Source organism: Candidatus Palauibacter sp. (assembly GCF_965261555.1).
In the GTDB taxonomy this organism is placed as follows: Bacteria; Gemmatimonadota; Gemmatimonadetes; order Palauibacterales; family Palauibacteraceae; genus Palauibacter.
In genome coordinates this window covers 2,247,770-2,273,562 of record NZ_OZ253465.1, presented here as the reverse complement: position 1 = coordinate 2,273,562, position 25,793 = coordinate 2,247,770, and the positions used below count along the sequence as shown (strand labels likewise).

Annotated in this window: 19 protein-coding genes; 4 read left to right on the top strand and 15 right to left on the bottom strand. The window is 63.2% G+C overall.

Translation table 11 applies throughout. The features are described 5' to 3' along the window. Window positions 1-17 precede the first annotated feature (17 nt). The 3 genes from ACQY5G_RS09850 to ACQY5G_RS09840 are packed head-to-tail and all read right to left on the bottom strand — an operon-like array spanning window position 18 to window position 3,783. Complete coding sequence (locus ACQY5G_RS09850; RefSeq protein ID WP_428273512.1) at window positions 18-245, bottom strand: DUF433 domain-containing protein; 228 nt, start codon at window positions 243-245, stop codon at window positions 18-20. Next, window positions 242-1,645: a restriction endonuclease subunit S gene (locus ACQY5G_RS09845; RefSeq protein ID WP_428273510.1), complete on the bottom strand. Its 1,404-nt coding sequence runs from the start codon at window positions 1,643-1,645 to the stop codon at window positions 242-244. Before ACQY5G_RS09845 ends, ACQY5G_RS09850 begins: the two co-directional genes overlap by 4 nt. Beyond that, a complete protein-coding gene (locus ACQY5G_RS09840; protein WP_428273508.1) occupies window positions 1,645-3,783 on the bottom strand; it encodes a type I restriction-modification system subunit M in 2,139 nt (712 codons plus the stop codon). Before ACQY5G_RS09840 ends, ACQY5G_RS09845 begins: the two co-directional genes overlap by 1 nt. A 364-nt stretch (window positions 3,784-4,147) precedes the next feature. Between ACQY5G_RS09840 and ACQY5G_RS09835 the strand changes: the two genes are divergently transcribed. From ACQY5G_RS09835 to ACQY5G_RS09825, 3 genes are all read left to right on the top strand, one after another. Then, on the top strand, window positions 4,148-5,164 hold the full coding sequence (locus ACQY5G_RS09835; RefSeq protein ID WP_428273506.1) for a hypothetical protein: 1,017 nt from the start codon (window positions 4,148-4,150) through the stop codon (window positions 5,162-5,164). Between the two features lie 14 nt (window positions 5,165-5,178). Continuing rightward, window positions 5,179-5,577 (top strand): hypothetical protein, encoded by a 399-nt coding sequence (locus ACQY5G_RS09830; protein WP_428273504.1) that lies wholly within the window; start codon window positions 5,179-5,181, stop codon window positions 5,575-5,577. A 493-nt stretch (window positions 5,578-6,070) separates the two neighbouring features. Further along, window positions 6,071-7,078 carry a DUF6602 domain-containing protein gene (locus ACQY5G_RS09825; RefSeq protein WP_428273502.1) on the top strand — a complete coding sequence of 336 codons (1,008 nt, stop codon included), beginning with the start codon at window positions 6,071-6,073 and terminating at the stop codon, window positions 7,076-7,078. 450 nt (window positions 7,079-7,528) lie between these two features. Here ACQY5G_RS09825 and ACQY5G_RS09820 read toward each other — a convergent pair whose 3' ends face one another. From ACQY5G_RS09820 to ACQY5G_RS09765, 12 genes are all read right to left on the bottom strand, one after another. Beyond that, window positions 7,529-7,975: a hypothetical protein gene (locus ACQY5G_RS09820; RefSeq protein WP_428273500.1), complete on the bottom strand. Its 447-nt coding sequence runs from the start codon at window positions 7,973-7,975 to the stop codon at window positions 7,529-7,531. A gap of 134 nt (window positions 7,976-8,109) precedes the next feature. Beyond that, on the bottom strand, window positions 8,110-9,429 hold the full coding sequence (locus tag ACQY5G_RS09815; protein WP_428273498.1) for a PD-(D/E)XK nuclease family protein: 1,320 nt from the start codon (window positions 9,427-9,429) through the stop codon (window positions 8,110-8,112). A 73-nt stretch (window positions 9,430-9,502) separates the two neighbouring features. Continuing rightward, window positions 9,503-9,883, bottom strand: coding sequence for a hypothetical protein (locus ACQY5G_RS09810; protein WP_428273496.1), 381 nt, complete (start codon window positions 9,881-9,883; stop codon window positions 9,503-9,505). A 90-nt stretch (window positions 9,884-9,973) separates the two neighbouring features. Next, the gene (locus ACQY5G_RS09805; RefSeq protein WP_428273494.1) at window positions 9,974-10,420 is read right to left on the bottom strand and encodes a hypothetical protein; all 447 of its coding nucleotides are present in this window, start codon (window positions 10,418-10,420) and stop codon (window positions 9,974-9,976) included. Window positions 10,421-10,844: 424 nt separating this feature from the next. Further along, complete coding sequence (locus ACQY5G_RS09800; protein WP_428273492.1) at window positions 10,845-11,978, bottom strand: hypothetical protein; 1,134 nt, start codon at window positions 11,976-11,978, stop codon at window positions 10,845-10,847. Continuing rightward, the gene (locus tag ACQY5G_RS09795; RefSeq protein ID WP_428273490.1) at window positions 11,975-12,784 is read right to left on the bottom strand and encodes a hypothetical protein; all 810 of its coding nucleotides are present in this window, start codon (window positions 12,782-12,784) and stop codon (window positions 11,975-11,977) included. Before ACQY5G_RS09795 ends, ACQY5G_RS09800 begins: the two co-directional genes overlap by 4 nt. Continuing rightward, a complete protein-coding gene (locus ACQY5G_RS09790; protein ID WP_428273488.1) occupies window positions 12,781-14,790 on the bottom strand; it encodes a hypothetical protein in 2,010 nt (669 codons plus the stop codon). Before ACQY5G_RS09790 ends, ACQY5G_RS09795 begins: the two co-directional genes overlap by 4 nt. 205 nt (window positions 14,791-14,995) lie before the next feature. Next, complete coding sequence (locus ACQY5G_RS09785; protein WP_428273486.1) at window positions 14,996-17,902, bottom strand: AAA family ATPase; 2,907 nt, start codon at window positions 17,900-17,902, stop codon at window positions 14,996-14,998. Beyond that, the gene (locus ACQY5G_RS09780; RefSeq protein ID WP_428273484.1) at window positions 17,899-19,047 is read right to left on the bottom strand and encodes a metallophosphoesterase family protein; all 1,149 of its coding nucleotides are present in this window, start codon (window positions 19,045-19,047) and stop codon (window positions 17,899-17,901) included. Before ACQY5G_RS09780 ends, ACQY5G_RS09785 begins: the two co-directional genes overlap by 4 nt. Window positions 19,048-19,101: 54 nt before the next feature. Continuing rightward, the gene (locus tag ACQY5G_RS09775; RefSeq protein WP_428278678.1) at window positions 19,102-20,823 is read right to left on the bottom strand and encodes an ATP-binding protein; all 1,722 of its coding nucleotides are present in this window, start codon (window positions 20,821-20,823) and stop codon (window positions 19,102-19,104) included. Between the two features lie 90 nt (window positions 20,824-20,913). Continuing rightward, window positions 20,914-21,441, bottom strand: a complete 528-nt coding sequence (locus tag ACQY5G_RS09770; protein WP_428273482.1) for a hypothetical protein — start codon at window positions 21,439-21,441, stop codon at window positions 20,914-20,916. 482 nt (window positions 21,442-21,923) lie between these two features. Beyond that, window positions 21,924-23,534 (bottom strand): DUF6119 family protein, encoded by a 1,611-nt coding sequence (locus ACQY5G_RS09765; protein ID WP_428273480.1) that lies wholly within the window; start codon window positions 23,532-23,534, stop codon window positions 21,924-21,926. A 571-nt stretch (window positions 23,535-24,105) separates the two neighbouring features. Between ACQY5G_RS09765 and ACQY5G_RS09760 the strand changes: the two genes are divergently transcribed. Continuing rightward, window positions 24,106-25,701 carry a M81 family metallopeptidase gene (locus ACQY5G_RS09760; RefSeq protein WP_428273478.1) on the top strand — a complete coding sequence of 532 codons (1,596 nt, stop codon included), beginning with the start codon at window positions 24,106-24,108 and terminating at the stop codon, window positions 25,699-25,701. The last annotated feature ends 92 nt before the right edge of the window (window positions 25,702-25,793 follow it).

Below are 25,793 nucleotides of genomic sequence, written 5' to 3'. Positions count from 1 at the left end.
CTGATCAAACGATGGGCTCAGCGCGCCAGCGCCGTGCGCATCGCCTTCGCCTCGTGTTCGAGCACCGCGCGGACCTGCCGCTCCTCAACGTCCGGAAACCACTCGACGAACTCGTTGATCGTCGCACCTGCGGCGAGATTCTCGAAGAGGGCGTATACCGGCACCCTCGTGCCGGTGAAGGCCCAGGCCCCGCTGATCTTGCGGGGGTTGCGCTCCACTGCCGGGCATGTGCTCCAGTCCGTCATGCGCCTGCTTCCCCCGCAACGCCGTAATCCGTCGCATGTGCTTTCGATTCGGGTTGGGTTGCGTCGACTCGGCCCCCTCCCCCGATTGAGTCCACCTCCGGAAGCCGGGCCGCCGCCTCGCGCACGTCGAGCTTTCCGGTTACGACATCGGCGATGAGTCGGGTGCGGTATTCCCGGAGAAGGTCAATCTGGCGCTTGGTGGCGCTGACCTGCGCCTCGATACGCCGCCCGGCATGGTCGAGGAAGTCGACGATGGCGGATTGCTCTTCCAGCGGTGGAACAAACGACGCGATACGCTTGAATCCATCCCAGTAGAGTCGGTCGCGATCCGAGACGATGCCTCGCGAAAACGTCTTCACGGCATTCTTGTAGATCTCAGTTCGGAACAGGTATCCGTAGTAGCGCGACTCCATGCGTTCCACCGGAGCCATCACGACGTACGCCGGGCTCACCAAGCCGTCCTCCGGAACAACACCTACAGCGCCCTGCCACATACGCATCGTGTTGTAGGCTATGTCGTCCTTCTTGGCTCGTTTGTATTGATTTCGGTCCACGATTCGCTGTTTCCGCTGGCCCCCCTTCATGTCCCTGATACGGACTCCATCACGAAGGGATACTTCCAGAACAGGTAGCGAGCCGAATCCGGTTTCGGTGCGTTCCTGGAACAGCCATCTGTTTCGGCCCACCCGCCAGTGCTCCGGCACGTTTCCCAACCATTCCACGCCGGAGTCCCGGTAGGCCGGATAGGGCTGTCCGGTTCGGACATCGATTTGACCCGTAACCGCTTGCTGGATGCCGATCTCCCTCTGCTCCTCGAGCAGCTCGATCAGCCTTTCCTTGGCGCGGACGTAGCGTTGAATGTGCGCCTTGGCATGGTCGAGGAAGCAGGCGATGGCCCGCCGTTCCACGCTCGGTGGAAGCGGGAGGCGCGAGCGAGCTAGCCTGGCGTAGTCGATGTTCTGCCCCTGCCGAATACCCGTAACAAAAAACGACAGGTTCTCGACATAGGGAGCCGACTTGAATAGATGCGCCAGATATCTGTGATCGTCGGGCCGCACGGGAAAGAGTACGGTGTAAGCCGGACTGATGATACCTCGCTCTCGCGCGTATTCGATCCCCCCTTGAAACGACCGAAGACTGATTACGAAGTCGCCGACCCGTACCAGCTTCAGCAGGTGTAGGTCCTTCAACGCCAGAACTGTACGGTTCTCGTACTCCTCCTTCCGCACAACACCTTTTGTCTGAGTCGCGGCTAACAGCGGCTCATTCGGGAACCCCTTTTCGGTACGCTGCTTCAACAGAGTCTTGGTTCGCCGCAGTTCCCAATGCTCCGGCACGTCCCCCAGCCAATCCGCACCGGAGTGTTTGACCGCAGGGTACGGCATGAGGTCAGCAGCCATTACTTCGATTGCCCCACAATCTCTAGCAGCAATCCCTCGGTCTCCTCCTCCACCTGCAGGATTTCCGCTCGAATCTCATCCAGCGTCCGCATCGGCTCGGGCTTGAAGAAGTAGCGGTTGAAGCTGATCTCGTAGCCGGTCTTGACGCTCTGAGCGGCGTACCACGCGTCCGGGGCGTAGGGGAGAACCTCGCGCCGCAGGAACCCCTCGATGCCGCCGTCCTCCTTGAGCGGAATCTGCTCCGTGTCCCGCAGTTCGGTATCGGGCTCATACTCCACGACCCGCCGTTCGGACCCTTCCCCGACTTCGTACAGACCCCGGATCGGGTCGGCGACCGTCCCTAGCCGATGCACCTTCTTGACGACTGGCTTGGCCTCCTCGTCGCGGTCGGCCAACCCATCCCGCAGCAGCCGCTTTCGCTTCGCGGTCAGCTTGATTCCATGCCGGGGGACCTCCGCCTCGACCGTCTGGAGGAAATCGTTGAAGTCGGGGTGAGGCCCGTCCCCCAAGCGCGGCGCGAGCGACTCGACCGCGTTTCCCAGTCGTTCCTCATCGGCTTCGAGGCAGGCGTCGAAGAACTCGTTTCTCTTCTCCTCGGACAGGTCCACCGCCAGCCGCAGCGGCCGCTCCACCGTCACCTTCCAGTAGCCGAAGGCCTCGTTGTCGAAGATCCGGCTCTCCTCGGTCTCCTCGAAATCGAGGAAGGTCCGGCAGATCCTCTCGATGTCCTCCGGCCCGAGTTCGCAGTTCTTCTTTCCCAGGTTCTTCCGGAGCGGCCGGAACCACTTCGTGGCGTCGATCAGCTGCACCTTGCCCTTCCGGTGTTCGGGCTTCCGGTTCGTGAGGATCCAGACGTAGGTGGCGATGCCGGTGTTGTAGAACATGTTGAGCGGCAGGGCGACGATCGCCTCCAGCCAGTCGTTTTCGACGATCCAGCGGCGGATGTTGCTCTCGCCCTGCCCCGCGGAGCCGGTGAAGAGCGAGCTGCCGTTGTGGACCTGGGCGATGCGGCTCCCGAGCTTCGTCTCCTGCTTCATCTTCGAGAGCTTGTTCGCCAGGAAGAGCATCTGGCCGTCGCTGGAGCGGGTGACGAGCGAGTACTCGGGGTCGCCCGCGTGCTCGATCACGAACCGCGAGTCGTGCATGTCTCGCTTGCCGCCCATGCGCTCGAGGTCCGTCTTCCAGCTCTTCCCGTACGGCGGGTTGGAGAGCATGAAGTCGAACGTGCGCGTCGGGAACGCGTCGTTGGAGAGTGTCGAGTGCTCCGGGCCGCCCACGATGTTGTCGGCGGCCTCCCCCTCGCCCTTCAGCAGGAGGTCGGCCTTGCAGATGGCGTAGGTCTCGGCGTTGATCTCCTGGCCCCAGAGGTGTGTGGACACCTCCTTTCCGCGTTCCTTCGCGAACTGAAGCAGCACGTCCTCGGCGACGGTGAGCATGCCGCCGGTCCCGCACGCGCCGTCGTACAGGACGTAGGTGCCGTCCTCGATCTCGTCGGCGACCGGGAGGAAGACGAGCTTCGCCATGAGTGCCACGGCGTCGCGCGGCGTGAAATGCTCGCCCGCCTCCTCGTTGTTCTCCTCGTTGAAACGCCGGATCAACTCCTCGAACACGGTGCCCATGCCGTGGTTGTCGAGCCCGGGCTGCCGGACGGTACCGTCGGTGTTCCTGACCGGCTCCGGACCCAGGTTGATGTCCGGCGAGGTGAGCTTCTCGATCAGCGTGCCCAGAGCGTCGGCCTTCGAGAGCCTCGGGATCTGGTTGCGGAACTCGAAGTTCTCGAGGATGTCCTGCACGCTGGGCGAGAACCCGTCGAGGTAGTCCTCGAAGTCGGCCCGGAGCTGCTGCCGGCTGGCGCGGGCGCGGAGGTCGTGCAGGGTGAACTTCGACGTGTTGTAGAAGGCTTGGCCGGCGGCCTGACGGAGCGCCACCTTCTGGTCCGCGATCCCCATCTCGTCCAGAGACTCCTTCATGTCCAGCACGGCCTGCTTGGTGGGCTCGAGCACGGCGTCGAGCCGCCGCAGCACGGTCATGGGGAGGATGACGTCTCGGTACTTGCCGCGAACGTAGACATCGCGGAGCACGTCGTCCGCGATCCCCCAGATGTAGTTCGTGATCCAGCCCAGATCGCCGTTCGTCATGTTTCCCTTCGTTCCTCCATCGAATCCTCGCGTCTGCTTGAACGTGGCGGATCTCAGCAGTCGACCATTCCGCGAACGTGCTGGCAGATTCAGGTACGGCAGCGGTTACACCGACGGCAAGAGCCCAACCGAAATGGGGGGACGGACATCGCCTCGTCGCGAGCGCGCCTCCCGGCACGACACTTCCCTTTCTGCAAGGAGCTCGACCCGCGAACGTCACGTTGCGTTGAAGCGCTTGACCTCCGCGAGGCCGGGTGTCAGGTGATTACCGATGTGGACGTTTGCGTTTGTTGAACCCCGGTTGACGTCCCTCGTACCTTACTAACGAACGCGTTCCATCACCTTCACCGGAGGATACGGAGACATGCCAGCTGGAGATGAGACGCTACTCGCCTCGACCCGGGAATCCTTGGAGCGCGTCCAAGGCTTCGAGGTCGAGAGCCTAGTTCGCGAGAAGGAGCTTGGAGCACAGCTTGCCTTCACGGGCATCGTCGAACCCGCCCTACGGCTAATTGGGCTCCTCGACCGAATTCCGTCGTCAACACTTGACGACATGCCCAACGAGCAATTGCAAGCCCTCCAGAATCGTGCCGACACCATCCATAACATTTTCACACAAGTCGCGGGCTTCACGACGGCTCAGTCGGACCCGAAAGGGGTTCGAGACTCGCTTATCAATCAGATCGTTGCGCAATATCAGCCATGCTTCAACGAGCTACACCCGCTTATCGCCTATTCTCACTATCGTGCCGCAGATTTCCAGTCCTTGGAGCGTGAAGCACGCGAGACGAGGCAGAGAATCGAGAAGTCGTTTGCGGATGGTGAAGCGCGCATGGGAGCCGCGCTAAATGACATCCAACAAGTCCTCGCCGCTGCTAGGACAGCTGCGGCAGAAGTCGGCGTTTCTCAGCAAGCAATCCATTTTCAGGACGCTGCTGACGACCACAAGACGGATTCTGATAGGTGGCAAAAACGAACAGTGTGGACTTCCGGCGTGCTATTCGCGGTCGCCGTGTTCTTTCTGTTCGCACGGAACTTGGGCTTAGACGCCGACAACGTGCCGGAAGCTATTCAATTGGCCGTAGCGAAGGTACTTGTGTTTGCGACCGTGTCGTACGCCGTCTACCTGTGCGCCAGGAACTTCCTCGCGCACAAGCACAACGCAATCGTGAACAAGCACCGACAGAATGCGCTACTCACCTATACGACACTCGCAGAGGCAGCCCATAGCCGGGCAGATCAAGACGTAGTGTTGACGTACGCAGCGGCATGTACCTTTGGCCCGCAGCCGACCGGATACACCAAAGATGGTGGCGAAGGATTCATGCCTCCCAACTCGGTGATAGGGTTGGTCAAGGATGCCGCCGAGGGAAAAGAATAGGAGAACGAGACGACATGACGGAACTCATCCCATCACCGTGTGAGGAATGCGAGTACGTAGAATATGGTTTGCACTACTACGTAATCGACGCGCTGGTGCGAAAGATCGCCCGAGATAGCGGCGATCCCTTGCCAAAGGCGGGGACGGGCTACTACGGCGATCGTGCCGAGGCGATAATGTTCGAGGCACTTGTGGAGATGATCGCATCAGGTAGCGGTAGGGGCATTCACAACTGCGATCACGGGCACCCCACCTATTATTCCGGAGCCAATGGAAGGGTGGAGCTCGGCGACAGCCCCGAGGAAAACGACTTGTTTCGCACGCTTCAGAGATTCAATCGGAAGCATCACGAGGAGATACGAGACGTATCAACGTGGAGGAAGTTCTGCGAGTTGGTGATCAGCAGTGACTGAGGACGCCGTCGCGAACGCCAGAACAACGGGATCAGGGAGAGTCAGCAAGCCGGGTGGATTCCGGGCCTCAGATGTCGGGAAGCGGGACCGTCGATCCGTGCCTGCCTAAACCCTGTTTCGACCGCCAGCCTCCCGCCACAAGTGCGCTGCTATCCGGGCCTCGGCCATCGCCTCGCCTGACGTGAACCGCAGCAGGAGATCACGTAATATCCTACAGGACTGCACGATCGGCGTTTCCTGCCGTTGGACCGTGACGGGTTCAACGTGTGTTGCTGGCGGGGAATCGCCATCGAGTGGCGGGAATTTGCGGGCATCGCCGCGCCGCTTTCCGGCAGGATGCGACGACACAGGCTACCGGCGGGCAGACATCGCGTAACGGCGCTGTGAGGGAAGGCGTTCACGATCGTAGTTCTACCGCCGCCACCGCCAGTCGGCATAGAATACCGCGAAGGCTATAGGTTCCCCATACCCATCTCACTCGGAGGCAACCGTGTTGAGCGACCCCACTCCACCAAAGCCGCAGATTCTGCTTGAGGCCCTCCGCTGTCAGGCCGATCTCGCTCTTGCCAAACTCCAGAGCACAACGATGAGTAAGAACCCGTCCATCAAGGGAGCCTCGAGGGAGGAGGTCATCAGAGAGTTCATGCGCTGCTTCCTTCCCGCCTCCTACGCGATTGGACATGGTGAGGTCTTCTCGGCAGACAACGAGAGGAGTAGGCAAGTCGACGTGATCATCCACGACAACATGTTTTCGCCGGTCTTCAGAACAGGCGATGGCGGGATCCTCATACCGTGCGAGGCCGTCTATGGCAGCGCCGAAGTCAAGACGCGACTGGATCGCAAAGGATGGCAGGTGGCGCTCGAGAACATCGCCTCGGTCAAGAGACTCGAACGGGCTCCGTCCGACCTGATAGACATCCTGCCCAACGTGCGGCTTCAGTTCAGTTCCAGCTTCACGGTGACCGGCCCCGATCAACCCAGCAATCCCTACCTCGGGATCGTGGTGGGCCTCGAAGGACTCTCCGCGGAAACCCTTACTAACGACCTCAACGACCGTATGAGCCGTGGGGAGGGTGCGCTACTGCCGGACCTGATCGCGTGTGTTGGGAGCGAACACCTCATCGGACGCTACAACAGGCGCAACGACGAGGCGTTCCGGATCGGCAAGGCAACGCTCGGCAGCGCATACGACGGATTCCGAGCGTTTCATGTGGGGGATTTCGTTTTGAGCAGTCTTCACCTCGGCCTGAACGTACTGCTGTCCGACATCCGACTGAAGAACCGCGACCTCGCATCAGATTGGCTGGATGAACTTCTGTGGATCGACAAAAAGTCGCAGATCGAGGCCCTCTTCGCGGCAGCGGAGCGGGCGGGCGTCCTATCGGCGGAAGTGGCATGGGACGAAATGGAATCCGAGGCCCAGGCGCGGGGCGATCACGACATTGCCAGTAAGTTGAGAGACCTCAGAGGGCGTGGGACGGTTGAACACGATGGCGAATAAAGGAAACCGCGACAGATGAGATACCCCTCGTTGCTCCCGCAACATGGGACGGCGAGGTCGCGGAAACGCGCGAGGCCGGACTTCGGGCTTGGAGCGGAGGGCTTGTCGGATGGAAACAGGACTGCACGATCTGCGTTTCGTGCCGTTGGACCGAACTCTGTTGGACCGTGGCGGCGAAAGCGGGAAAACCGGACCTGAATGGCGGGACTCCTGCCCCCACCGTCCCCTTCTCCGAAGATCCCGGAAACCGACCTCTCGGCCACGTCTCAGGAAGCCCGGTCGTCCGGGCGGATCAACGGGTCGACTTGCTGGAGCGGCGCGCCGAGGTTGTCCAAGCGACTAGGTCACGCAGCGACCGGCCGCCGTTGTTCGCGACTCTGGCGCATGGACGAGGGGGCAGGGAGACCGTTCTCCGGGCGGTCCACGCAAGTCTCGAGGTAAATGCGGGCCTCAGAATTCCAGTCCGCTCAACAGCGTCGTCCAGTCCGCGATGAGGAGATGCTTGCCCGTCCCATCGATCGCGACGCAGTGGGGACCCGCATCGGAATGCAGGATTCCCTTCTTTCTAGGCCTGTGGAGCAACTGGGGCCAAAGCTCCTCCACCCGTCCGACCGGGGCTAGGAACGCAAGCGCCGAGACTCCGTCTGTCGGCAGCCACTTGAGGTACCGAACCGGCTGATTAGGCGTGAGCCACGCATGAAATTCGGCTTCGACCATGAGCCGACCCTGCCCATCAACTCCTTTCTGCAGCACGTCGGGACGCGCACCATCCGGAAAGGAGAATTCGGTCTGGAGCCGTTCGTCGGACAACCGCATACCGGGAACGCGGTCCCGCATGTCGCTCAACCCCACTCTCGAGACGGGATAGCGGTTCAACATGTGCTCCAGCGCCGCCACGGGACCTCTTCCATTTGGGGATGGAATCGCCAAGCTAGCTGCGCCAGCAGCGGCCTCGACGTCTCGGTGTCATTCACGAATCAATTCCTTGCATGTTCTAATTCGGTGATCACCTAACCCGCGCCTCATCGAGGTCAGGTCCCGGAGTGCGGCCTAGCCTCCACTTCGTTTATGGCGGGGACCGCGATTCGAGCGATGTCGAGCAAGCGGTCGGCGAAGTAGCTGGTGATCCTCCCGCCCCCAACTTCGCACTCCTCGTAAAGGTCCGGTACAAGGGAGTACCAGTTCACGTACCGCCTGACGTAGTCGCACCGTGGCCACTTAACGGTACTGCGGGTGAGGCGGAGTTCCCGTTCTCGCAATGCCTCGTGCAACCTGTCGCGCCGCTCCTGCTCCGATGCGGTCATCTCGGAACGGGACTTCGGGCTGCACACGCCCCACTCCCAACCGTTCGGCCCTCCGCACCCCTTATCGGCTTTAGCTTCGAGCCGGATCGTAGTACGCCCGTCCGGGTGCAGAGGGTCCGTGTCCTCGTACCGTATCCATGCGTCGCTAACGACCCACAGGATATTCGAGTAGGGCACGTCGCCTCCGTAGCGGCACTGCACCCGGACGTCGCGGTCCGGTAACTCCTCGTGCAGTCGGTAGTCGATCACTCCGCAAAGCTGCTCGAGGAACTGCTTGCACACCTCGTCGCGCACGTCGGACCATGCGTCGTGCACCGCGAGCGCCGCCGGCATGTGACGTGGATTCTTGAGAAGATATTCTTTCGCTGCTTGAGTCGGTCGGTCCGTCGTCATCGTCGCCTCACCGAAATCTCTCCTGCAGTGTAGCTCCGCATCCCTCAGGAACGCCTTTACGCGCTCGGCCTTGCACCGCTTCCGGCAGGCTGCGAACCAGTCTGCCAGCGAGTTCTCGCCCGCGTACGGCATGATCGCAAAATAGCTCTCCCAGAGCTCGCGGTCGGCCCGTGGGAGATCTCGGTCTGACGGCCCCTCGCCTGACGGCGGCAGATACACCAGCAGGAAACGCCGGGAGTACTGCTCGCTAAGGTATCTCAGGTACGCGGTCACCTGACCGGCATCTTGCGGCGCGTACGGCTTGTTCTCGAAAGCCAGACAGAAGAACCCGTCGCCATCCGGGATGTCTACCGTGATGTCGATTCGCCCGCCTGCGGAAGTCGGATGCTCCGTCCGTACAGCTATTGGAGACCCGGACACCGACTCGAACTGAACGAAACGCTCCCGTGTGTGCGGAAACACCTCCAGCATGGCCTTGAGGAACGTCGCGCCTTGCCCGTGCTCGTTCGCAGGGTCGAGCAGGTCCGCTATCACGCGTGATAGGCCAAGTTCGTCCGTGCGGAGATACTCGAACACGTTGAAGCGGCGCGCAAAATGGCGGTCCAGCTCCCGCTCGAGCGTCCTGCCCGCCTCCAAGGCAGGCGCGAGTTCCACGAGAAGCTCTTGGTGCGACCCTTTCTCGCTATGCGGTGGTTCCGAGCTTGACGGTGGAGACATATGCTCGCGGCTAGGAGCCAGCGTCGGGCGCAGCCTCCTCGGGCTTACCCTCCACTCCCTTCCTCGTAATCCCCCGGCTCGCGAACCAGTAGGTGATGACGCCGGTGGCGACAGGCAGAACCGTCATGTAGATGTCCTTGGCTATCCCGAAGGCGGTGTCCACGGCCACCGTCACCGTATTCGGATCCCCGCCCGTACCGGTCGTTACGTTCACCGGGATGCCTCCTCCCCAACCCACGGCCCTCAAGATCAGGAGGCCGCTCATTAGGAAGACCCACCACGTTGCGACGTAGGTCACCCACACCCGCACGCGGCTCTTCTTCTCGTCGATGTGCATCTTCTCCTCCGGCAGCTTCAGGATCCTCTTCAAGAACGACAACCAGCGTGGCATCTTTCCCTCTCCGGGCTTGGGGGTTGTATCGAAGTTACACACCGCGTCTGCGACCGGAAACAAGACTTGAAACGAGGAATCCCTTGGGACTTACTCCCCCGAGGGCCTCGGGTCGTTCATTTTTTTTCCTAGATCTTCGATCCACGATTTTTCATCCTCTTCAGACTGCGGCTCATAGTCGTACGTTGCATTGGGGAGAGGTTCTTCGAGACCATGCCTTCGGAGCCAATCACCAACATCGGTCATGACGGTCATCGCGTCGTGTACCCTGACGACCATCGGTTCGGGCGTCGAGTTGAATACGACTACGCCTGCGTCGCTATCGAACTTCCACCTTCCCCTGACCTTGGAAGCCTCGCCGGTGCGTGGCGGCACGAGTTGTTCGATCACCGATACGCGAACCTCATGCTCCGCCTTGAATTCTTCAAGTTCGCGGAACCTTTTTCTGCTCGATAGAACGTTTCCGACCCATCCGAGTGCCCCGCCCACGATGACTGCTCCTGTCTGAGATACAACCCATCCAAGAACTTCTTCCATGGAACCCTCTCATGCTTAGTGATGGACTGGCTGGAATGATGTTACAATGCTCATAGCGCGCCGCCGGAATCCGTGTCAACCTCAGCCGCAGTCGCCGGACACCGCTCGCTTCCGGTAAACGCCGGGGGCCGCCGCCTGCGCGATGGACAACTGCGAGCCTTGCCGTAAAACCTTCCTCGTCGAACGCTCGCCGAGGTGCTCCTCAAGGCGTGGCGCTAGGGCGAGAAGACCCGAATCGAGGAGAAGGTGCGGACAGCGGATGACGGGGGCGGGGCGGCGGTCGAGACGGAGCTGGGGGAATACCGGGCGGGCACCCAGAGGCGGGCGCTCATCGACGACTTCCTGAGGGCAGCCGAAAACACGCTAGGGAATCCTGAAGCCGCCAATCCTTCGAGTGCCGTTGCCGACATCGGAGCGAGTATGCTCAGCTGCGGCCGCTTGCCAGATACTCGTTCACGTGGCGTCTGAATGCCTGAGTGAACTCGACCGCGTCTTGTGCTTCGACTCTCCCGATCCACCAGCCAGCGGGACCCATGACCCGCCCTTGCAAGGCTCCGGTCGTAGCGTTGACACTCACCGTGGCTCGGAACCCCTTGTATCGCATGGCGCCGTGGCCCTTCCGGCGTGCGTCCGCCTCCCATTGCTCGAGCTTCGGGTCCTTCGAAACGGACCGCGCGGGCTCGGAGTGAGGCTCTTGGGGTCGCGGCGGCGGACCACCCCCTGCCCTACGGTTCGATCGCGGCTGGCCACTGTCCGGCTGATGGATGGAGCGGGCTGATGCAGGTTTCTTCGGCTGTTCCTCTTGACGCGGAGCCTTGGGGCTTGTCGCGGGGGCGCTGGCGCCATTCGCCCACGGCTGGAACTCCGGTGGCAGAATGCGAACGATGCAGTGGGCGGACATTCCGTATACATCGTAGGTGCGTTCAAGCTGCTCGAGGACGCGGAAGAGGTGACGCAGACCGCCGGGCCGATCATTGAATCCGCGTTTCAGACGACCGTCGGCCGTATAGAGTCCCAGGATCAACGGAACGACGCCCACCGAGTTGAACGTCCGGTGAGATCGGAACACCGCGTCCGCGATCCCACCTCGCGCCGTCGGCGGCTGATTCAGCAGAAACGCCGCATTATTTCCATGCACTTCGTACAGCTGCCAGGCAGCGCGGAGGTAGTGGCGGTGCTGGCCGCGCAGGGTCTGGTTGTCGAGCGGGTCGATCACGAAGGTCTCGTCCAGCGGAGACAACCGCATGGCCCCGTCGACGATCCGCACGGTGTTCTCGAAATGGAACAGGCCGAGCCAAGACCACAGCGAGGTTCGGTCGGCGATCTGCGGACCGAGCGGCTTCAGCCGGGGGGCGAGATATTCGCCGATCTCGCGGCGGGACGCGAAGGGCTGTCGCCTGCGCTCGACCGTAAGCTCCCCGCGAAACGCGCGCGTGTATTCTCGTCCCTCCAGCAGGTCGCGGGGCGGAGTCAGGCCGCTCCCGGGATCTTCGCGCACCTGGTCCAGGAACTTCCGCGCGCGTTTGACTCCTTTCGCGGTAAACTCGCGGGCCTTCATCTCGTCTTCCACGCTTCGCAATAGCCGCCCAAGGCCTTGACCTTGTCAGCGGAGAACGCCGCGACCACCTCTTCGATCCAGCGGTCCGCCTGCTCGATCTCGTCGTCCTGCGTGTCGCGGCTTACGGAAGGCGGATCGCGATCCGGCAGGATGCTCCGGGCGAGGTCGAACCACGATGACCAGCGGCCTTCGGGATCCTCGGGATCCTCGCGGTCGACGAGCAGTGCCCGCTCGAGGACCGACCGGAGCACTTGAGGCATGACAAGGCCGCGGAAGGCGGGGTCCGCGCGGACGGTCCGGTCGAAGTCGGGGAGATCGCGGTTCACCTTGAGTACGACGATGTCGTCTCCCCGCCCATAGTCCAGGCGCCACACCTCGCCGCCGAGGTCGTCGGGCATCAGCGGAAGCAGCGACTCCACGGGTAGCCGCGGTCGCAGCTTGTCGGCCAAGCCCAGCAGTCGACCGGAGTTCCCGGCCGCGATGACGGACACGCGGAACTGGCTGGTCGCCGGTACATCCCTGAGGATCCGATCCCGCTCGGCCGGTACGGCCGCGGCTCCCACCCTCCCCCAGTCCCAGCGCTGGAAGGTGTTGCCCCGCCATGCTTCGACCCGCACGCGGGAGTCCGCTGGGAAGCGGTACGCGCCGAGATCCAGCTTCAGATCGAAACACCAGGCGGTGTCCGGGGCGTCGGCTGCAGCGTCGCCACGACGAACGGCGCCGTTCCCCTCGACCCGCCGCAGTGTCACGGTCGCGCGACCGCTGGGAATCGAGATCCGTCCGGTGTGGTTGAATCGGCGAATCATACCGTCCGTACCTCCTCCTCATGATCCTCAACGGTCGCGTACTCGACCGGCAGCACCTTCACGACCAGGTCTCGCTCATCGAAGCCCGTCACGCCAAGCGAGAAATCCGGGCCCCGCACGCTGAGGTGGAGTTCGTTCTCGGACCTCACGTCAGCCTCGCATTCCTCGGCTTGCACGTGCAGCTGACCGTTTCTCAGCGAGAAGTCGGGGCACCCGGCTCTGAGTCCTGCGTCGAACCGGGAGAGCGCCGTTGTCGTCGTGCCGCGAGCCACGTCGTAGGCCATGCGCACCTCGAACGTCTTCCCGGAAGGGTCCTGGTCGCCGACCGGCCTGAGGCGAAACCCGCCTGGGACGCGGTGGATGCGGAGCGAAAGCCTGTTCTCGGACGGAATGGGGGAGGGACCCGGTCGCGCCGGTCCGGGTCCGCGGCGACCGCCGGTATCGGCCGGGAAGAGATCGGAGAGCGCGTCCCGCCTCACATCGGCCGGTTTCTCCGCGAGGGCTTCGAGAATTCGGGCCGCCGCGTTCTGCACCTCTCGCACCCGCTCTGCGGCGGCGGGCCACCCCTTTTCCTTGAGACGCGGCGCATCGGCGCGCCACTTCTCGTGCGCCGGGCCCTCCGCGTCCCGAAGCAGGTGCCCCAGATCGGACGTGTTGTCGACGACGATCAGAGCCCTGGCGCGATGCCTGGTCAGATAGTCCATGCGCGGGATGTGGAGATGACCGCGCACATAGTAGTCGTGACCCGTGTCGAGGCTGTCGTCGCCCTCGAGCAAGACCGTGAAGCTGTTCGACTTGCCTCCGACCTTCGACCATACGCGAAACGCGAGCCGACGACCATCGTTGTAGCGGGCACGGAGTTGCTCCACCTGGTCGGCGGCGATGACCGGCTGTTTGCGCCGGGCGTCGGCTTCGACGAGCCCGTCTTCCTGCCCGTTCCCCCAGCGGGCCAGCGTGATCGCGCGGATGAGGGCTTCGGCCCGCTGTTCCGGATCGTCCTCGGGGCCATCCCCCGTTCGGCGGGCCTCATCGACGATGGTCGCGGCGTCGATCCTGCGCGTTGGCTCTTCCGGCGCGGCGACTTCCACGACGAGGTCGCCCGCGACGATCGGGTGGAAGTACTGCCGGATCGCGGCCCGGACCAGGTTCGCCGGCTCGGTCAGTTCGTCCTTGGGGTGCGGAATCACAACGGAAGTCCCCGGCTCGCCAGCGCGGCGGAGCCCGAACTCGCTCATCGCCGCCTGCACGAAACAGGCTGCGGCGCCCTCGCTGACGCCGCCGCGGCGCCGCCGGAGTCCCGCCGACTCGACGGGCATGGGCAACCAGTACCTGTCATCGTCCTTGGATCCGGCCGCGAAGAAACCAACGGGCGGATACTTGCTCCCGTCCAGCTCGTGCAGCTTCAGCATCGCCTGGCCCATGAGCAGGAACCGCGTCTCGCCGGTGCGCCGCGTAACGCCGAGAAAAGCATTCAGCTTCGATGCGTCGGGGAAAACCCACTTCCCCAGCCCCCACGAGCCACCGGCGTCCTCTCCCTTCGGAGAAATGCCGATTGAACGGAAGAAGCCCCAGAAGTCGTTGCCCTGCGCTTGAATTTCATTCGCCGTGATGTCGCCCTGAAGTCCTGTCGTCCCGAAGTCCTCCACGATGAGGAACGGCAGGGGTTCCTTAAGAAGGGCCACCCGGCTCCGCAGTTCCCGGCGCCGGTCGCTGTCTTTCGCGAGGCTTCCGCTCTCGGCGCGCATGACGGCCTCGAAGTGACGCTGCAATCCCTTCAGATACCGGCCAGTCCGTTCAACGGGGACAGCCCTTTCCGGGCCGCCGATCGTGAACCGGACCGTGACCGGCTCCCGCCCGGCCCGGGCATCGAGGGAGTTCTGCACCGACTCCCGAATGAAGCGCTCCGGAAGGTTGGCGCTGAAGAACTCCCCCTGAATCGGATTCTGGTTCGGCTCGGACGGAGCCATCGCGCGGAAGCGCCACTGGGGGAGTGGTTGATTCACCATGAAGGAATACGGTTGCTCACCTGACCTGTCGAAACGCCCTCAGCAAGAGCGGGCCACGGAAGTACGGTACGGCCACCGCTGCGGTCAAGTCCCGTCGAATCGGATCCTTCGCAACGATACAGCCTCGCTGGACTCCGACGTCCGAGAACCACATGGAACGACTGCTCCCGGTAGACGAGTTACGACGACACGGCTTCTGGCGAGCCTAACGGACGCCTACGACGGTGCCACCGACCTTTTGTTCGACGCTGAGGCCATCCGGGATGCGTTCGGCCAAGGTGGGCACGTGAGTGATGATCCCTACCATCCGCTCGCCATCGCGGAGCCGCTCGAACGCCTCAACGGCCTGATCCAGGCTCTCGGGATCCAGAGTTCCGAAGCCCTCGTCGATGAACATCGCGTCGAGACGGGCCGCAGCCGAGTGTCCGGCGATGTCAGCGATCCCCTGAGCCAGGGCGAGTGCGAGCGCAAGTGAAGCCAGGAACGTCTCGCCACCCGAGAGGGTTACCACGCTTCGGTGTTCGTCCGCGTTGGCGTGGTCGATCACCGTGAAGTTGTTCCTGGACGAAGTGAGACTGTACTGTCCTGCCGAGATCTTCTTCAGTTCATGCGACGCGCGCAGAGCGAGATCCTCTATGCTCTCATCGAGGAGGAAGCCGATGAATCGATCGGTCTTCAGTTCGGTCGCAAGCTTGTCGTACTGATGCATGCGATCGCGCTTCTCCTCGATTTCGCCCCGCATCTCCGCCTTCCGCTCAAGCCGCCTCTCGAGTAACTCGATGGCTCCCGCCGATTGATCGGCGGTCCGCCGGGTCTCGCGGACAGCTTCCTCGAGGGCGGATATGGCAGCCGAAACGTCGAGTGACGTCGCGTCGACACCGACGTCGGAGGCTTGGGCTCGAATCGAGGCATCGAGCGTCTCGATTTCGGCTTCCAGCTCGGTGGTTTTTTGGCGCGCCGCTCCACAGAGAAGACCGGTATAGGCGTGCAGGCCATCGGTCTCCGCCATGCGGTCCTCGGGATCGGTCGGGCCGGGGGGATCGGGAATCTCGACCTCCAGACGACGGAGTCGCTCGCCACGCTCCCCCAACAAAGTTCGGTGATTCTCACGCTGACCGTCGAGATCGGCCAAGTCGTCGGTCACGACCTTTCGAGCCTCAACCGCTCTCCTGTGTGCTTCTTCGGCTTCTTCGCAAGCGACTTCGGCCTTCCTCCGCACGTCGGTAGCTTCTCCGAGACGCTTGATCCGTGCCTCGATCACTTCTTCCACTGGCTCCGGAATCGGGTCACCAAGACCATCACTCAGCCGCATGTTGGCAGCCTCCACCCGCTCCCACGCCAGGTCGCACGCTTTCCTGGCCTCCCGTTCGGTGGCTTGGAACTCGGCCAGCTTGGCCTTCGACTCGGCCAATTCGTCCGCAATCGCTGTCTTGCGGTCCCTCTCGGCCTCCAAGCTCTTCTTCGCGTCCGCTTCGCGCTCGACCGCGCTCGTCAGCGTTGCTTTCGCGTCCTCAACTGAGGCTGGGTGTTCCAGTGCCTGCAACTGCTGCTCAAGCGCTGTCGCGGCGGCCTCCGTTTCCTCGCGCTTTGCCATCTGAGAAGAGAGCCGCTTCTCCACGCTGACCAAGGCCTCTTGTGCCTCGCGAAACGCGCCTTCGTGCGCCGTCAGCACTGATTCGGTTTCCGCCTCCGTCGTCGGGAGTTCCTCGATGGAAGCACCGCAGACGGGACACTCGTCGCCTTCCTCCAATCGCAGCCTCAGCGCCGCAGCCCGGTGCTCGGTCTCGACCGCCCGGAGTTCAGCCTCTCTCCGATCACGGTCCTTCACCGCACGTCGGCGGTCGGTTTCGGTCCCCGCCACCTTGTCGCCGAGTGCTTCTAGTTCCTTGACCCTCGTTTGGAGATCTCGGCCGAGCCCCTCCGCCCGTTCAGCGATCCTGAGTATCTCCTCGGCGGAACTTCGCGCTTCGACGGCCGCCTCATGGGCCTGGGTTGCGTCGGCTTCCGCCGCGCTTGCCGACTCTTGCTTCACCTGCAACTGCTCAGCTTGGGACTTGGCCGCGTCCAGCGCTTGCGCGTTCTCTTCGATTTCGGCCGACCGGCGTATAATCTCCTCGTCCGCCCCTCTCAGCGATTCGGCGGCCGCCTTGAGCGTCGCCAGATCGCCTTCCCCTCCCGTCTCTTCGACGGTCTCACTCCACGCCGCACGCGCTTTGCGTCTCGCATCCCGAGCGTCCGACAGCGCGCTCTCGGCGGCCTTGAAGGCAGCTTTGGTTTCCGAATCGCGCAGGTCCTGCTCCTCCAGCTCGGCAACCGCGTCTTCGAGCTGCGGCCCTTGGGCCTCGAGGGCCATCACCACATCGGCAATGTCGCTGCTGCGGCCCACCACCTCGTTTCTCTCAGCCAGATGATCCCGCGCCTTCCGATGCGCCGCTTCCGCACGGTCTGCGGCCTCGTCCGCCTCCCGCGCTTGCTTCCGGGCCTCCTCCAAGGCTTCGTCCGTCGCGTCGCCGTACTCCTCCGCGAGCAGTTCCACTCTCGTCTCGACCGCTGTCCGCAGCCTGCTCGCCTCCTTCCGCGCAAGCGCCCCCGCACGTTCGAACCTGCCCAGGTCCAAGAGGCGAATGAGAATTCTCCGCCGCTCCTTCACGTCCCCCGTGAGGAACGACGCAAAATCACCCTGCGGCAGGAGCACGGCTGTGGTGAACGACGGGTAATCGAGCCCGAGAATCTCGACGACTCGCTCGTTCACCGCCGTCACCCCGCCCCGCTCCACCTCGGGAATCGCCGCCTCCCCCTCGATTCGTTCAAGCGTGGCAACCTGGGCCCCCTGCTTGCGGATCCGTCGGGCCACTCGGTAGTCCACATTCGCTACTCGAAAATCGAGTTGGACCTTGGTTTGCGCCGCTCCTAGCGAGATCAATTCCTTCAGGTCGCGTTTGCCAGTACGCGGTACCGTCCCGTAGAGGGCCAGGGTGACGGCGTCCAGGATGCTGGTCTTGCCGGATCCGGTGGGACCGGTGATGACGAACAGGTCCAACTCGCTGAAGTCGATTTCCTGAGTCTTCCGGAACGACGTGAAGCCTTCCACGACCAAACGAACGGGCCTCATCCCGCCACCTCCATCAGGAGCGACTCGAACAGATCGAGTTCGTCCTCAGCGGGATCGATTCCCTGCTTCTCTCGCAAGTAGTGGGCGTATTGCTCGCGGGCCGTGAGACCGCGGATTCTGGTCTCCGTTTGCGTCTCCTCCTGCGGATAAACCAACTTCACGCTGAGCGCATCCGGGAGCAGCGCTCGCACCTGATCTCCGAGGCCGGGCAGGGCCCCCCCGCACTCGAGATTGACGCGGAGGAAGGCGTCGCCCAGCTCGTCCTTCCGGGCCTCGAGTTCCTCGTACGTTCCGCTCACGTCGCGGAGCCGCCGTCCGCCGGTGATGGCCTCGGTACGGACGTCCGCCGGCTGACCCGGCTCGAGTTCCACGATGTTGACGGACTTCTGCTGTTCGACCTCTCCGAAATCGAGCTGGAGTGGCGATCCGGAGTAGTACGCGGGGCGCGACGAACCCGGCACCCGCTGGGGCCGGTGGACATGCCCCAGCGCCGTGTACTGCACCTCGGGAAGCGCTTGGGGCGTGATGGCGAAGGTCTGCCCTATTGTAAGCTGCCGCTGTCCTTCGCCAAGCTTGGATCCCGAGATGAAGAGATGGGCCGCGAAGGCGGTGCAGACGGAAGCATCGAGCGGCTCGCAGAGCTTATCGATGAGCACCTGCATCTCTTCCGCGTAGCTTTGGAAGGCCTCCCCGCCCAGGCCCATGAGTTCGCGCGCACTGAAGAGTTGCCGTTCGAAGACCCAGGGAAGAACCGCGACCTGCAGTTCGGTGGATTTGTCGCGAGCCTCGATGCGGACGATCCCGCCTTTGTCCGGCCGCCGCACTTCCGGCACAACTCGGATCGTGAAGCGCTGGAGCAGCGGCTCCACGACTCTCCAACGCTTCCAATGATCGTGGTTTCCGGGAACGAGGATGACGGGAATCTCCCGGCGTTCCATCTCCACCAGCGTATCGTAGACGATCTTCTCCGCCTCAGCCGATGGAGCTGTGTGATCGAAGATGTCTCCGCACACGAGCACGGCATCCACCGCCTCCCGTTCTGCGATATCAACGATCTCGGCGAGAACTTCCTGCGCTTCGTCGAGCCGTGGCCGCCGGTAGAGGGTCTTCCCTACGTGCCAATCGGATGTGTGAAGGATCTTCATTGGCAACGATTCTCCTTCGAGGGTGATTTCAGTGCGACAATCCGTCGAGGACGGTCATTTGCCGTCCGTGGGAGTCTGTTGCTCAAATCTCGCGAACGGATCTCGCGTCTTCGACACGGAGCCGGCCTCGCTTGAGCGCGTAGCCCACGAGGGGAACGGAAATGTGACCTCAAGCGGGAGAGGCAGGTGCGGCTGCTGCAGGAGCATCGTACCCGGCTTCAAGAGGACCGCCCGCTGCCGGGCCGTTTCGGTCAGGAACCCGTACTCGGCTCGGGCCGCTTCGGCCGGATCGAGGCGACCCACCACTCGGATCGCCGCATTGGCCACGATGCGCCGCTCGATCTCGCTGGCGGTCTGCTGAGCGCCGATCAGGATCACACCCAGGCTCCGCCCCCGTTCGGAGATGTCAAGAAGGACTTCCTTGATCGGCGACCACCCGTCCCGGGGTGCGTACTTGTTCAACTCGTCGAGGACCAGAAACACGAGAGGGCGCGCCGTGCCCGCGGCTTCCTTCTGCTCGAAGAGGCGTTTCACGACGACGCCGACGACGAACCGCTTCGCGCGGTCGTGCAGGTTGTGGATGTCGATGACCGAAACCTGCTTGCTTTCCCAGTCGATCCGGTGTTCTTCGGGATCGGACGCTTCGGCGCCCCGGATGAGGTGCCCGCAGTGGAACCGTGCACTCTGCAGGCGACGCAGGAAGGCGGTCACGGTCCCCGGCGCGGCGTATCCGGCCCAGTTCGAACCGTCGGTCGATAGCCGTTCCTCGATGAGGTCGCACAGGGCCGCGAAAGATCTGATGTGGCGCGCGCCTCCGTCGTCATCGGGGAAGCGTACGGTGGCGGGACTGTCCGGAACGTCCTCCGCCTCACGTGCGAGGCCCGCCTCGACACGCGCGACGAGATCGGCAATCTGGCTCCGTTCATCTCCGGCTTCGGCGAACATGAATCTCAGCAACTCACCGCGGACGACATCGCGCACGGTCCAGAAGTAGGGCCGGACCCCCTTCTGCCGGCTGCCGGTATCCGGCACGGGCTCGCCGCTTCCCCGGCGGGCCGGGGCCCAGATCCCCACCGATCGGAATGGGCCCGGCTCAAGGCCCAGGGCTTCGTACCGCTCGCGCGCGGAGTCATCGAGTTGCCGGTTGGGTTGGTCCAGGAAGAGCAGGTCCTCACCCTTGACGTTGAAGACCAGCGCCTTCGTGTTCGCGGCCTCTCGCCCGAGGACGTCCGAGTGAAAAAGGGTGTAGAGGAGGAAGCTCGCATAGGTCGTCTTCGTGGCCACGCCGGAGACGCCGGAGATGTTGACGTGCGCGCCCCGCTGCCCATCGAGGAACGAGAGGTCGAGGTACACGGGCAGCTGGTCCCGCGATTGCCCCGCGACCAGCGTCTTCTCCATGGCGTCGAAGTGAAGCGCCTCGTCCCGTTCCCCACCTCGAACCCGTACGACTTCCTCGCCCGGCGACGGTGGCACCCAGATCTCGGGCTCAACCCGGGTTGTAACTACTTGGGCCGAACTCGCCACCTGGAGAGGCAGAACTCCTTCCTCGGACAGGAAGACATCGCTCTCGAAGCGGCTCCCCTCGTGCTGCGCGCGGACCATGCTCACCACACCCGACAGGCGTACCTCGCCGACGTCCGGCACGTGGGTCCGTACCAGCACGACATCGTCGAGCTGCACGTACGCGTCGGGGCGGATCGCGATCCACCACTTGAGCGGCGTGGAGGGCTCGGTACCCAGCACGACGCCAACGGGTTGACTCTCCTGCACAGACATGTCCACGGGCTGCCTTTCAGTGAATCCGCCGCAGCTTCACGTCGGCTTCTACGGTTCGACTTCGGCAAGTAACTGCCGGCGCGATGGGGGTCAGGTTGCCGGACCAGCCTCCCGCCAAACTGCAGCTTCAAGAGATCGCCGAAGCAGTAGGGGGTTTCCGAGCCGGTGGCGCAACACGGATTCGAGTCTCCCAACGGGATAGAGGTTCTGGGGCGCACGCGGATCCCGCCCGATCCGCGAGGCAAACCGGGGGAGGATCGCTGCCGTCAGGTCGGCGAGCTGGACTGCTTCAGCGACGTCCGACTCCGCCGACACCTCGAGCCGCACGATCCCGGTCATCACTCCGTCGATCGGTCGCCCCGATGCGATCCGCACGTACCAGGAGTATCGCGTCAACTGTTGATCCCCGATGCCGAACAGAGGCGTGCGCGTCCCGGGCTCCAACGTGCCGAGGATGCCCGAGCGTTCCGGCGGAAGGTAGGCTCTCGACTGCCGCTTGATCAGCCCGACGACCGGCCCAGCTACGGAAAAGTAGGTGAGGGGTCCGTCCAGGATCAGCAACTCCGCCTCGCCCGACCCGAAGATCCGGCTAGCCAGATTTGCTTCCGCCTCCCGCATCTGGTTCTGAAGGCCTTGGATCGGGTCTATCGGAGATCGGCCTGAGACGCTCCGGCAAGGGTATTGCAGCGATTGCTCGCCGATTCGCGCAACAAGGTCCGGGTGCCGCAGACCGCCCCCAACGACCAGCGCCCTCCCAACCTCCACGTGGTCGATTGAGGGAGGCTCCGCCGCCCATGCCGATCCCACCGCCCAGGACCCTGCGAGCGCCGGGGCGACCGAATCGGCTTCTTCCGCGTAGAGTCGCAGATCGATCCGCCGAACCCCGTCCACGAAGGCGCAATGCGGCAGACGGTCGACGGCTTGCGGTGCCCTCGCCCTCCATCGGTCGGTCTCCACCGCAAGGTCCACCGACGCCGGAGGCAACTCCTCAAGCTCAACGGAGCCTCCGTACTCAGGATCCCACGGATCCACTCTCAACCGCGGCATGGCATCACCGGCATCGCTGTTCCGCGGCAGAGCGCCTTCCTTGAGCGAAGCCGTCATGCTACGCCCTCCCGATCGATCCACGCGAACGCGCAAGGATACCCCAACGCCCGAATTTCCTCTTCCGCGCGCGCCAAAGACAACAGACTGAAGAACGACAACTGCCGCGTAGCCGATGCCCGAATCACGGCGTACACCACCTTGAAGTTCTTGGCGTCGAACCCTTCATCAGGCAGCGGAATCACGGACTCGAATCCCTCTCGTCCCACCTCCTCCTGCGCCTCACGAATCTTGCCTCGTATCGCGTCCCGGGACCCATCATCGATCTTGAGCACTCTCGCAGCCGTGATTCCCTGTAGGAACAGGTGACTCAATCTCGACGCCGCAGATCCATTCTTGACATGAATCAGCCGTCCATCCCGACCCAGAAGATCGCAAAATTCAAACGGCGTAGCGGCCCCGGTCGCCCTGATGTTGCGACGATCCATCAAAAGCAACTCCGGTCCCGCTCGACCCACGCGCTTGTTGTATGCCGGCTCTGTCTCTTCACGTCTGGCCATGGGCATCTGAACCTTCGGCAGTCTCTCGAATGCCGTCCTGACTTCCGCTGCCAGATTCGGGTCAATAGCATACCACTTACCGCCTGAGAGTACATATAACTCGCCATCACTTCGCACTTCACAGCCGAGGCACGTACCGATCGTCCAGCGCCTCCCGCAGTCCCGACCTCGATCATCGACCTCGTGCACTCTGTGTCGGCTCAAGTAATCTCGCGAATACTCGTCGATCCCTCGTTCTCGCAAGGCTTCAACGTAGCCAGATAAATCTAGGTCGCTGTAGTTAGTTGTGCTTCTGAAGCCACGGTATTTCACATCGTGTACTTGTTCCGGGTCGTAAATCTCGGGGAACGCTAGGTGCAGTGAGTTCTTGACTTCACCCTTTAGCGCTTCCGTAAGTGTTGTCGCCAGTTGAGATTCTAGTTCATCGATACTCGTTTGGTCACGAACGTGAGCAATTTGATCAATCCAACCGAAGTGTTCCTTGTACGTGTCTTCCTGTGATTTGTCATACGCATCGGCGCAAATTGTAGGCAGATCTTGGAGTGTGGCCTTCCGGTGAAGTGTCAACGCGTCGGCCCCGGCCAAACGCTTGGCAAACGCTGTGTCCTTCGCCTCCCCTGCAAGAACGCGCAAGATGTCTTGGTGGATATCGATCCCGAAAATCGACTGATCCGATCCGCGACTGCTCTGGCTACGACGCAAAAGAGTGTTGGAATCCGGCGTACGTACATCAACGCTTCTTAGGTTCTCGGGATTAACTTCGTTCAACGCGACCTGAAGACCAAAGTTGTTTTCGAAGCAGCCGAGTTTGAGCTTGACGTGACCTATCCCAAAGGTAATACAAAACCATCTATCTCGTACGTGGAGAAAGACTAAAGCGTATGTTGATCGGTTGCGTAGCGACTTCTTTTCTTGCTCGGTCAACTCAAGAAAGCCAGCCCATTCCGGAGCGAAATCACGGCCCAGGTTCCCGAACGCGATTCTCGCCTTCGGGAGTTTCACCCAATCTTTCAACTCAACACCGCTTCGAAGTGAGTCGGACGGTCTGAGATGTTCGCGTAGCAGGCGAATGCTGAGCTTACGCGTCGGAGTCCGGGAGGCCGCCATGATTCCACCTCAAGGTTGCTATGTGTGCGAGTGAGCGTCGCTACGCGAGTCCGATGCTTCCCTACAAGTCATTTTCTCTTGGTGGCGGAGACAACTGCCCCACCAAGAGAAGCAGCGCTTCGCAGAATCTCACGAGAGCGAGGTAGGTCTCAGGGGTGGCCTGTAACGTCCGGCCTGTGAGCAGCCAAGCAAAGGAGTCACCAACCAAGGCCTAGACTGTGAACTCCCGGAAAGCCTACTGCACAGCTTGAGTCCTTGCAAACAGCACCAACGTTCGACTCTGCCCCTCAGCCGGGAACCGTGACCCGCAGCCAACGGCGGTCGGAGCGCAAGCGGCAAGCCGGAATGGGGTTGCAAGTATTGGTGGTCCAGCAACATCTCCTGCGGTAGCAAGCGTTGCATCGGCTCTGCTGGGCTGGGCTGTTGCCGCCAGTGCTTGAGTACCACGATCGCGCGCATCCCGGTCCGCCAGACGTGGGACGAGTGGCCGCTGGACCGCTTCTTCCCCATACTCTGCCACAGCTTCTACCGGTGGCGACAACGAGGGTGGCTACAGACGAGGGACCAGCGAATGACAACGGAACGCGAAGGATCGAAACGGACCCCCGGATCGCCGCGTGGAGGATCGCTGTCGGCGACCGCGGCACTTGCCGCAACCCTCCTCGCCTGCGGTTCTCCCTCGGGGGACGACGTGGCCCCGCTCCGTTTCGCCGTCGCCAGCTACCAGCACGAGACCTGCACCTTCTGCCCCGGCGGCGACACCGAAGTCGATGACTGGCTTCGCTTCAGCGAGCCGGTTTCCGGGGACGCGCTGCTCGGCGCCGGCGACTACATCGGCGGCTTCGTCCAGCGGGCCGGCGAGCTCGGGGACATCGAACTCGTGCCGCTCACCTCGCCGCTCGGCGTCTTCGGGGGCTCGTCGCGCAGCTGGAACACGCGGGAGACCTTCGAGCATTTCCTGGACGCCATGCTGGCCGAACTGGAGGCGCAGCTGCCGGTGGACGGGGTTTTTCTCGCGCTGCACGGGGCGATGGCCGTGCGGGACGTCCCCCGGCCCGAAGCCGAGATCGCCCGGCGGTTCCGGGAGATCGTCGGCCCGGACGTCCCCATCGCCGCGACCTTCGACCTCCACGGCAACGAGGACGGCGAGTTCCTCGAGCACGCCGACTTCTCCTTCGTGACCAAGCGCTTCCCCCACTACGACTCGTACATCCAGGGCGAACGCGCGGCCCGCGCCCTGCGGCTCGCCGCGCGGGGCGAATACGAGCCCGCGACCGCCACCCGCAAACCCGGGATCATCACCGCCACCGTGCTGCAGTGGACCGGCCAGTCTCCCGCCATGGACATCATGGAGCGCGCGCGGCGCTGGGAGTCGCGCGAGCACGACGCCTACGTGAGCGTCTTCTTCGGCTACCCCTGGTCGGACGTGCCCGACGTGGGCGCCACCATCCAGGTCATGACCAACGGCGACCAGGCGCTCGCGGACCGGATCGCCGACGACATGGACGACTTCATGTGGCGCGTCCGCCAGGACTTCGCGCTCGGCAGCTTCCCCGGCCCCGCCGAGGCCGCCCGGACCGTCGCGGCCGCCATCTCGCGCGGCGAGACCCCCGTCGCGGTCGGCGACTACAGCGACCGCCCCGGCGACGCCACGCACATCCTGAGCGCCTTCGAGGCGGCGGGCATCGGGAAGGTCCTCTACGGCACGATCACGTCGCCCGCCACCCTCGACGCCCTCGCGGCGGCCGGCGCCCGGGCCGGCGACCCCTTCGACCACGAGATCGGAGGCTTCACCCCCTCCGGCGGCTCCCCCCATCGCATCACCGGCACGGTGGAGTACTTCGGGGAAGGCTTCGGCTACGACCGCATCGCCGCCGTCTCCTTCGGCGACGGCAATGTCGTCTTCCTCACCCCCGCCTACGAACAGGTCCTCTACCCGGACGCATTCCGCTTCGGGACCATCGACCCGGCCGACTACGATGTCTTCGTCGTCAAGTCACGGATCCACTTCCGCCGCGGTTTCGACGAAACCGGCTACGCGCCCACCGTTCTGGTCGTGGAGGCGCCCGGGCCCTTCGTGGGCACCGTCTTCCTCGACGCGCTGCCCTACGAGCACGTGGACCTCAGCGGCCTCTACCCGTTCGGAATGCCCGCGAAGCGGCGGTAAGGACCGGGCTCCGCCGGATGGGTGGCCACGTCGTTGGCGTTGATCCCGACCACGCCCAGCCCGCGAGCCTTGGTACAGCATCGGTCGGGTTT

Excerpts from the sequence above, each read along its gene's own strand:
- ACQY5G_RS09850 (WP_428273512.1), bottom strand. The coding sequence starts at position 245 with ATGACGGACTGGAGCACATGCCCGGCAGTGGAGCGCAACCCCCGCAAG.
- ACQY5G_RS09845 (WP_428273510.1), bottom strand. The coding sequence starts at position 1,645 with ATGGCTGCTGACCTCATGCCGTACCCTGCGGTCAAACACTCCGGTGCG.
- ACQY5G_RS09840 (WP_428273508.1), bottom strand. The coding sequence starts at position 3,783 with ATGACGAACGGCGATCTGGGCTGGATCACGAACTACATCTGGGGGATC.
- ACQY5G_RS09835 (WP_428273506.1), top strand. The coding sequence starts at position 4,148 with ATGCCAGCTGGAGATGAGACGCTACTCGCCTCGACCCGGGAATCCTTG.
- ACQY5G_RS09830 (WP_428273504.1), top strand. The coding sequence starts at position 5,179 with ATGACGGAACTCATCCCATCACCGTGTGAGGAATGCGAGTACGTAGAA.
- ACQY5G_RS09810 (WP_428273496.1), bottom strand. The coding sequence starts at position 9,883 with ATGCCACGCTGGTTGTCGTTCTTGAAGAGGATCCTGAAGCTGCCGGAG.
- ACQY5G_RS09805 (WP_428273494.1), bottom strand. The coding sequence starts at position 10,420 with ATGGAAGAAGTTCTTGGATGGGTTGTATCTCAGACAGGAGCAGTCATC.
- ACQY5G_RS09800 (WP_428273492.1), bottom strand. The coding sequence starts at position 11,978 with ATGAAGGCCCGCGAGTTTACCGCGAAAGGAGTCAAACGCGCGCGGAAG.
- ACQY5G_RS09795 (WP_428273490.1), bottom strand. The coding sequence starts at position 12,784 with ATGATTCGCCGATTCAACCACACCGGACGGATCTCGATTCCCAGCGGT.
- ACQY5G_RS09790 (WP_428273488.1), bottom strand. The coding sequence starts at position 14,790 with ATGGTGAATCAACCACTCCCCCAGTGGCGCTTCCGCGCGATGGCTCCG.
- ACQY5G_RS09785 (WP_428273486.1), bottom strand. The coding sequence starts at position 17,902 with ATGAGGCCCGTTCGTTTGGTCGTGGAAGGCTTCACGTCGTTCCGGAAG.
- ACQY5G_RS09780 (WP_428273484.1), bottom strand. The coding sequence starts at position 19,047 with ATGAAGATCCTTCACACATCCGATTGGCACGTAGGGAAGACCCTCTAC.
- ACQY5G_RS09775 (WP_428278678.1), bottom strand. The coding sequence starts at position 20,823 with ATGTCTGTGCAGGAGAGTCAACCCGTTGGCGTCGTGCTGGGTACCGAG.
- ACQY5G_RS09770 (WP_428273482.1), bottom strand. The coding sequence starts at position 21,441 with ATGCGGGAGGCGGAAGCAAATCTGGCTAGCCGGATCTTCGGGTCGGGC.
- ACQY5G_RS09765 (WP_428273480.1), bottom strand. The coding sequence starts at position 23,534 with ATGGCGGCCTCCCGGACTCCGACGCGTAAGCTCAGCATTCGCCTGCTA.
- ACQY5G_RS09760 (WP_428273478.1), top strand. The coding sequence starts at position 24,106 with ATGACAACGGAACGCGAAGGATCGAAACGGACCCCCGGATCGCCGCGT.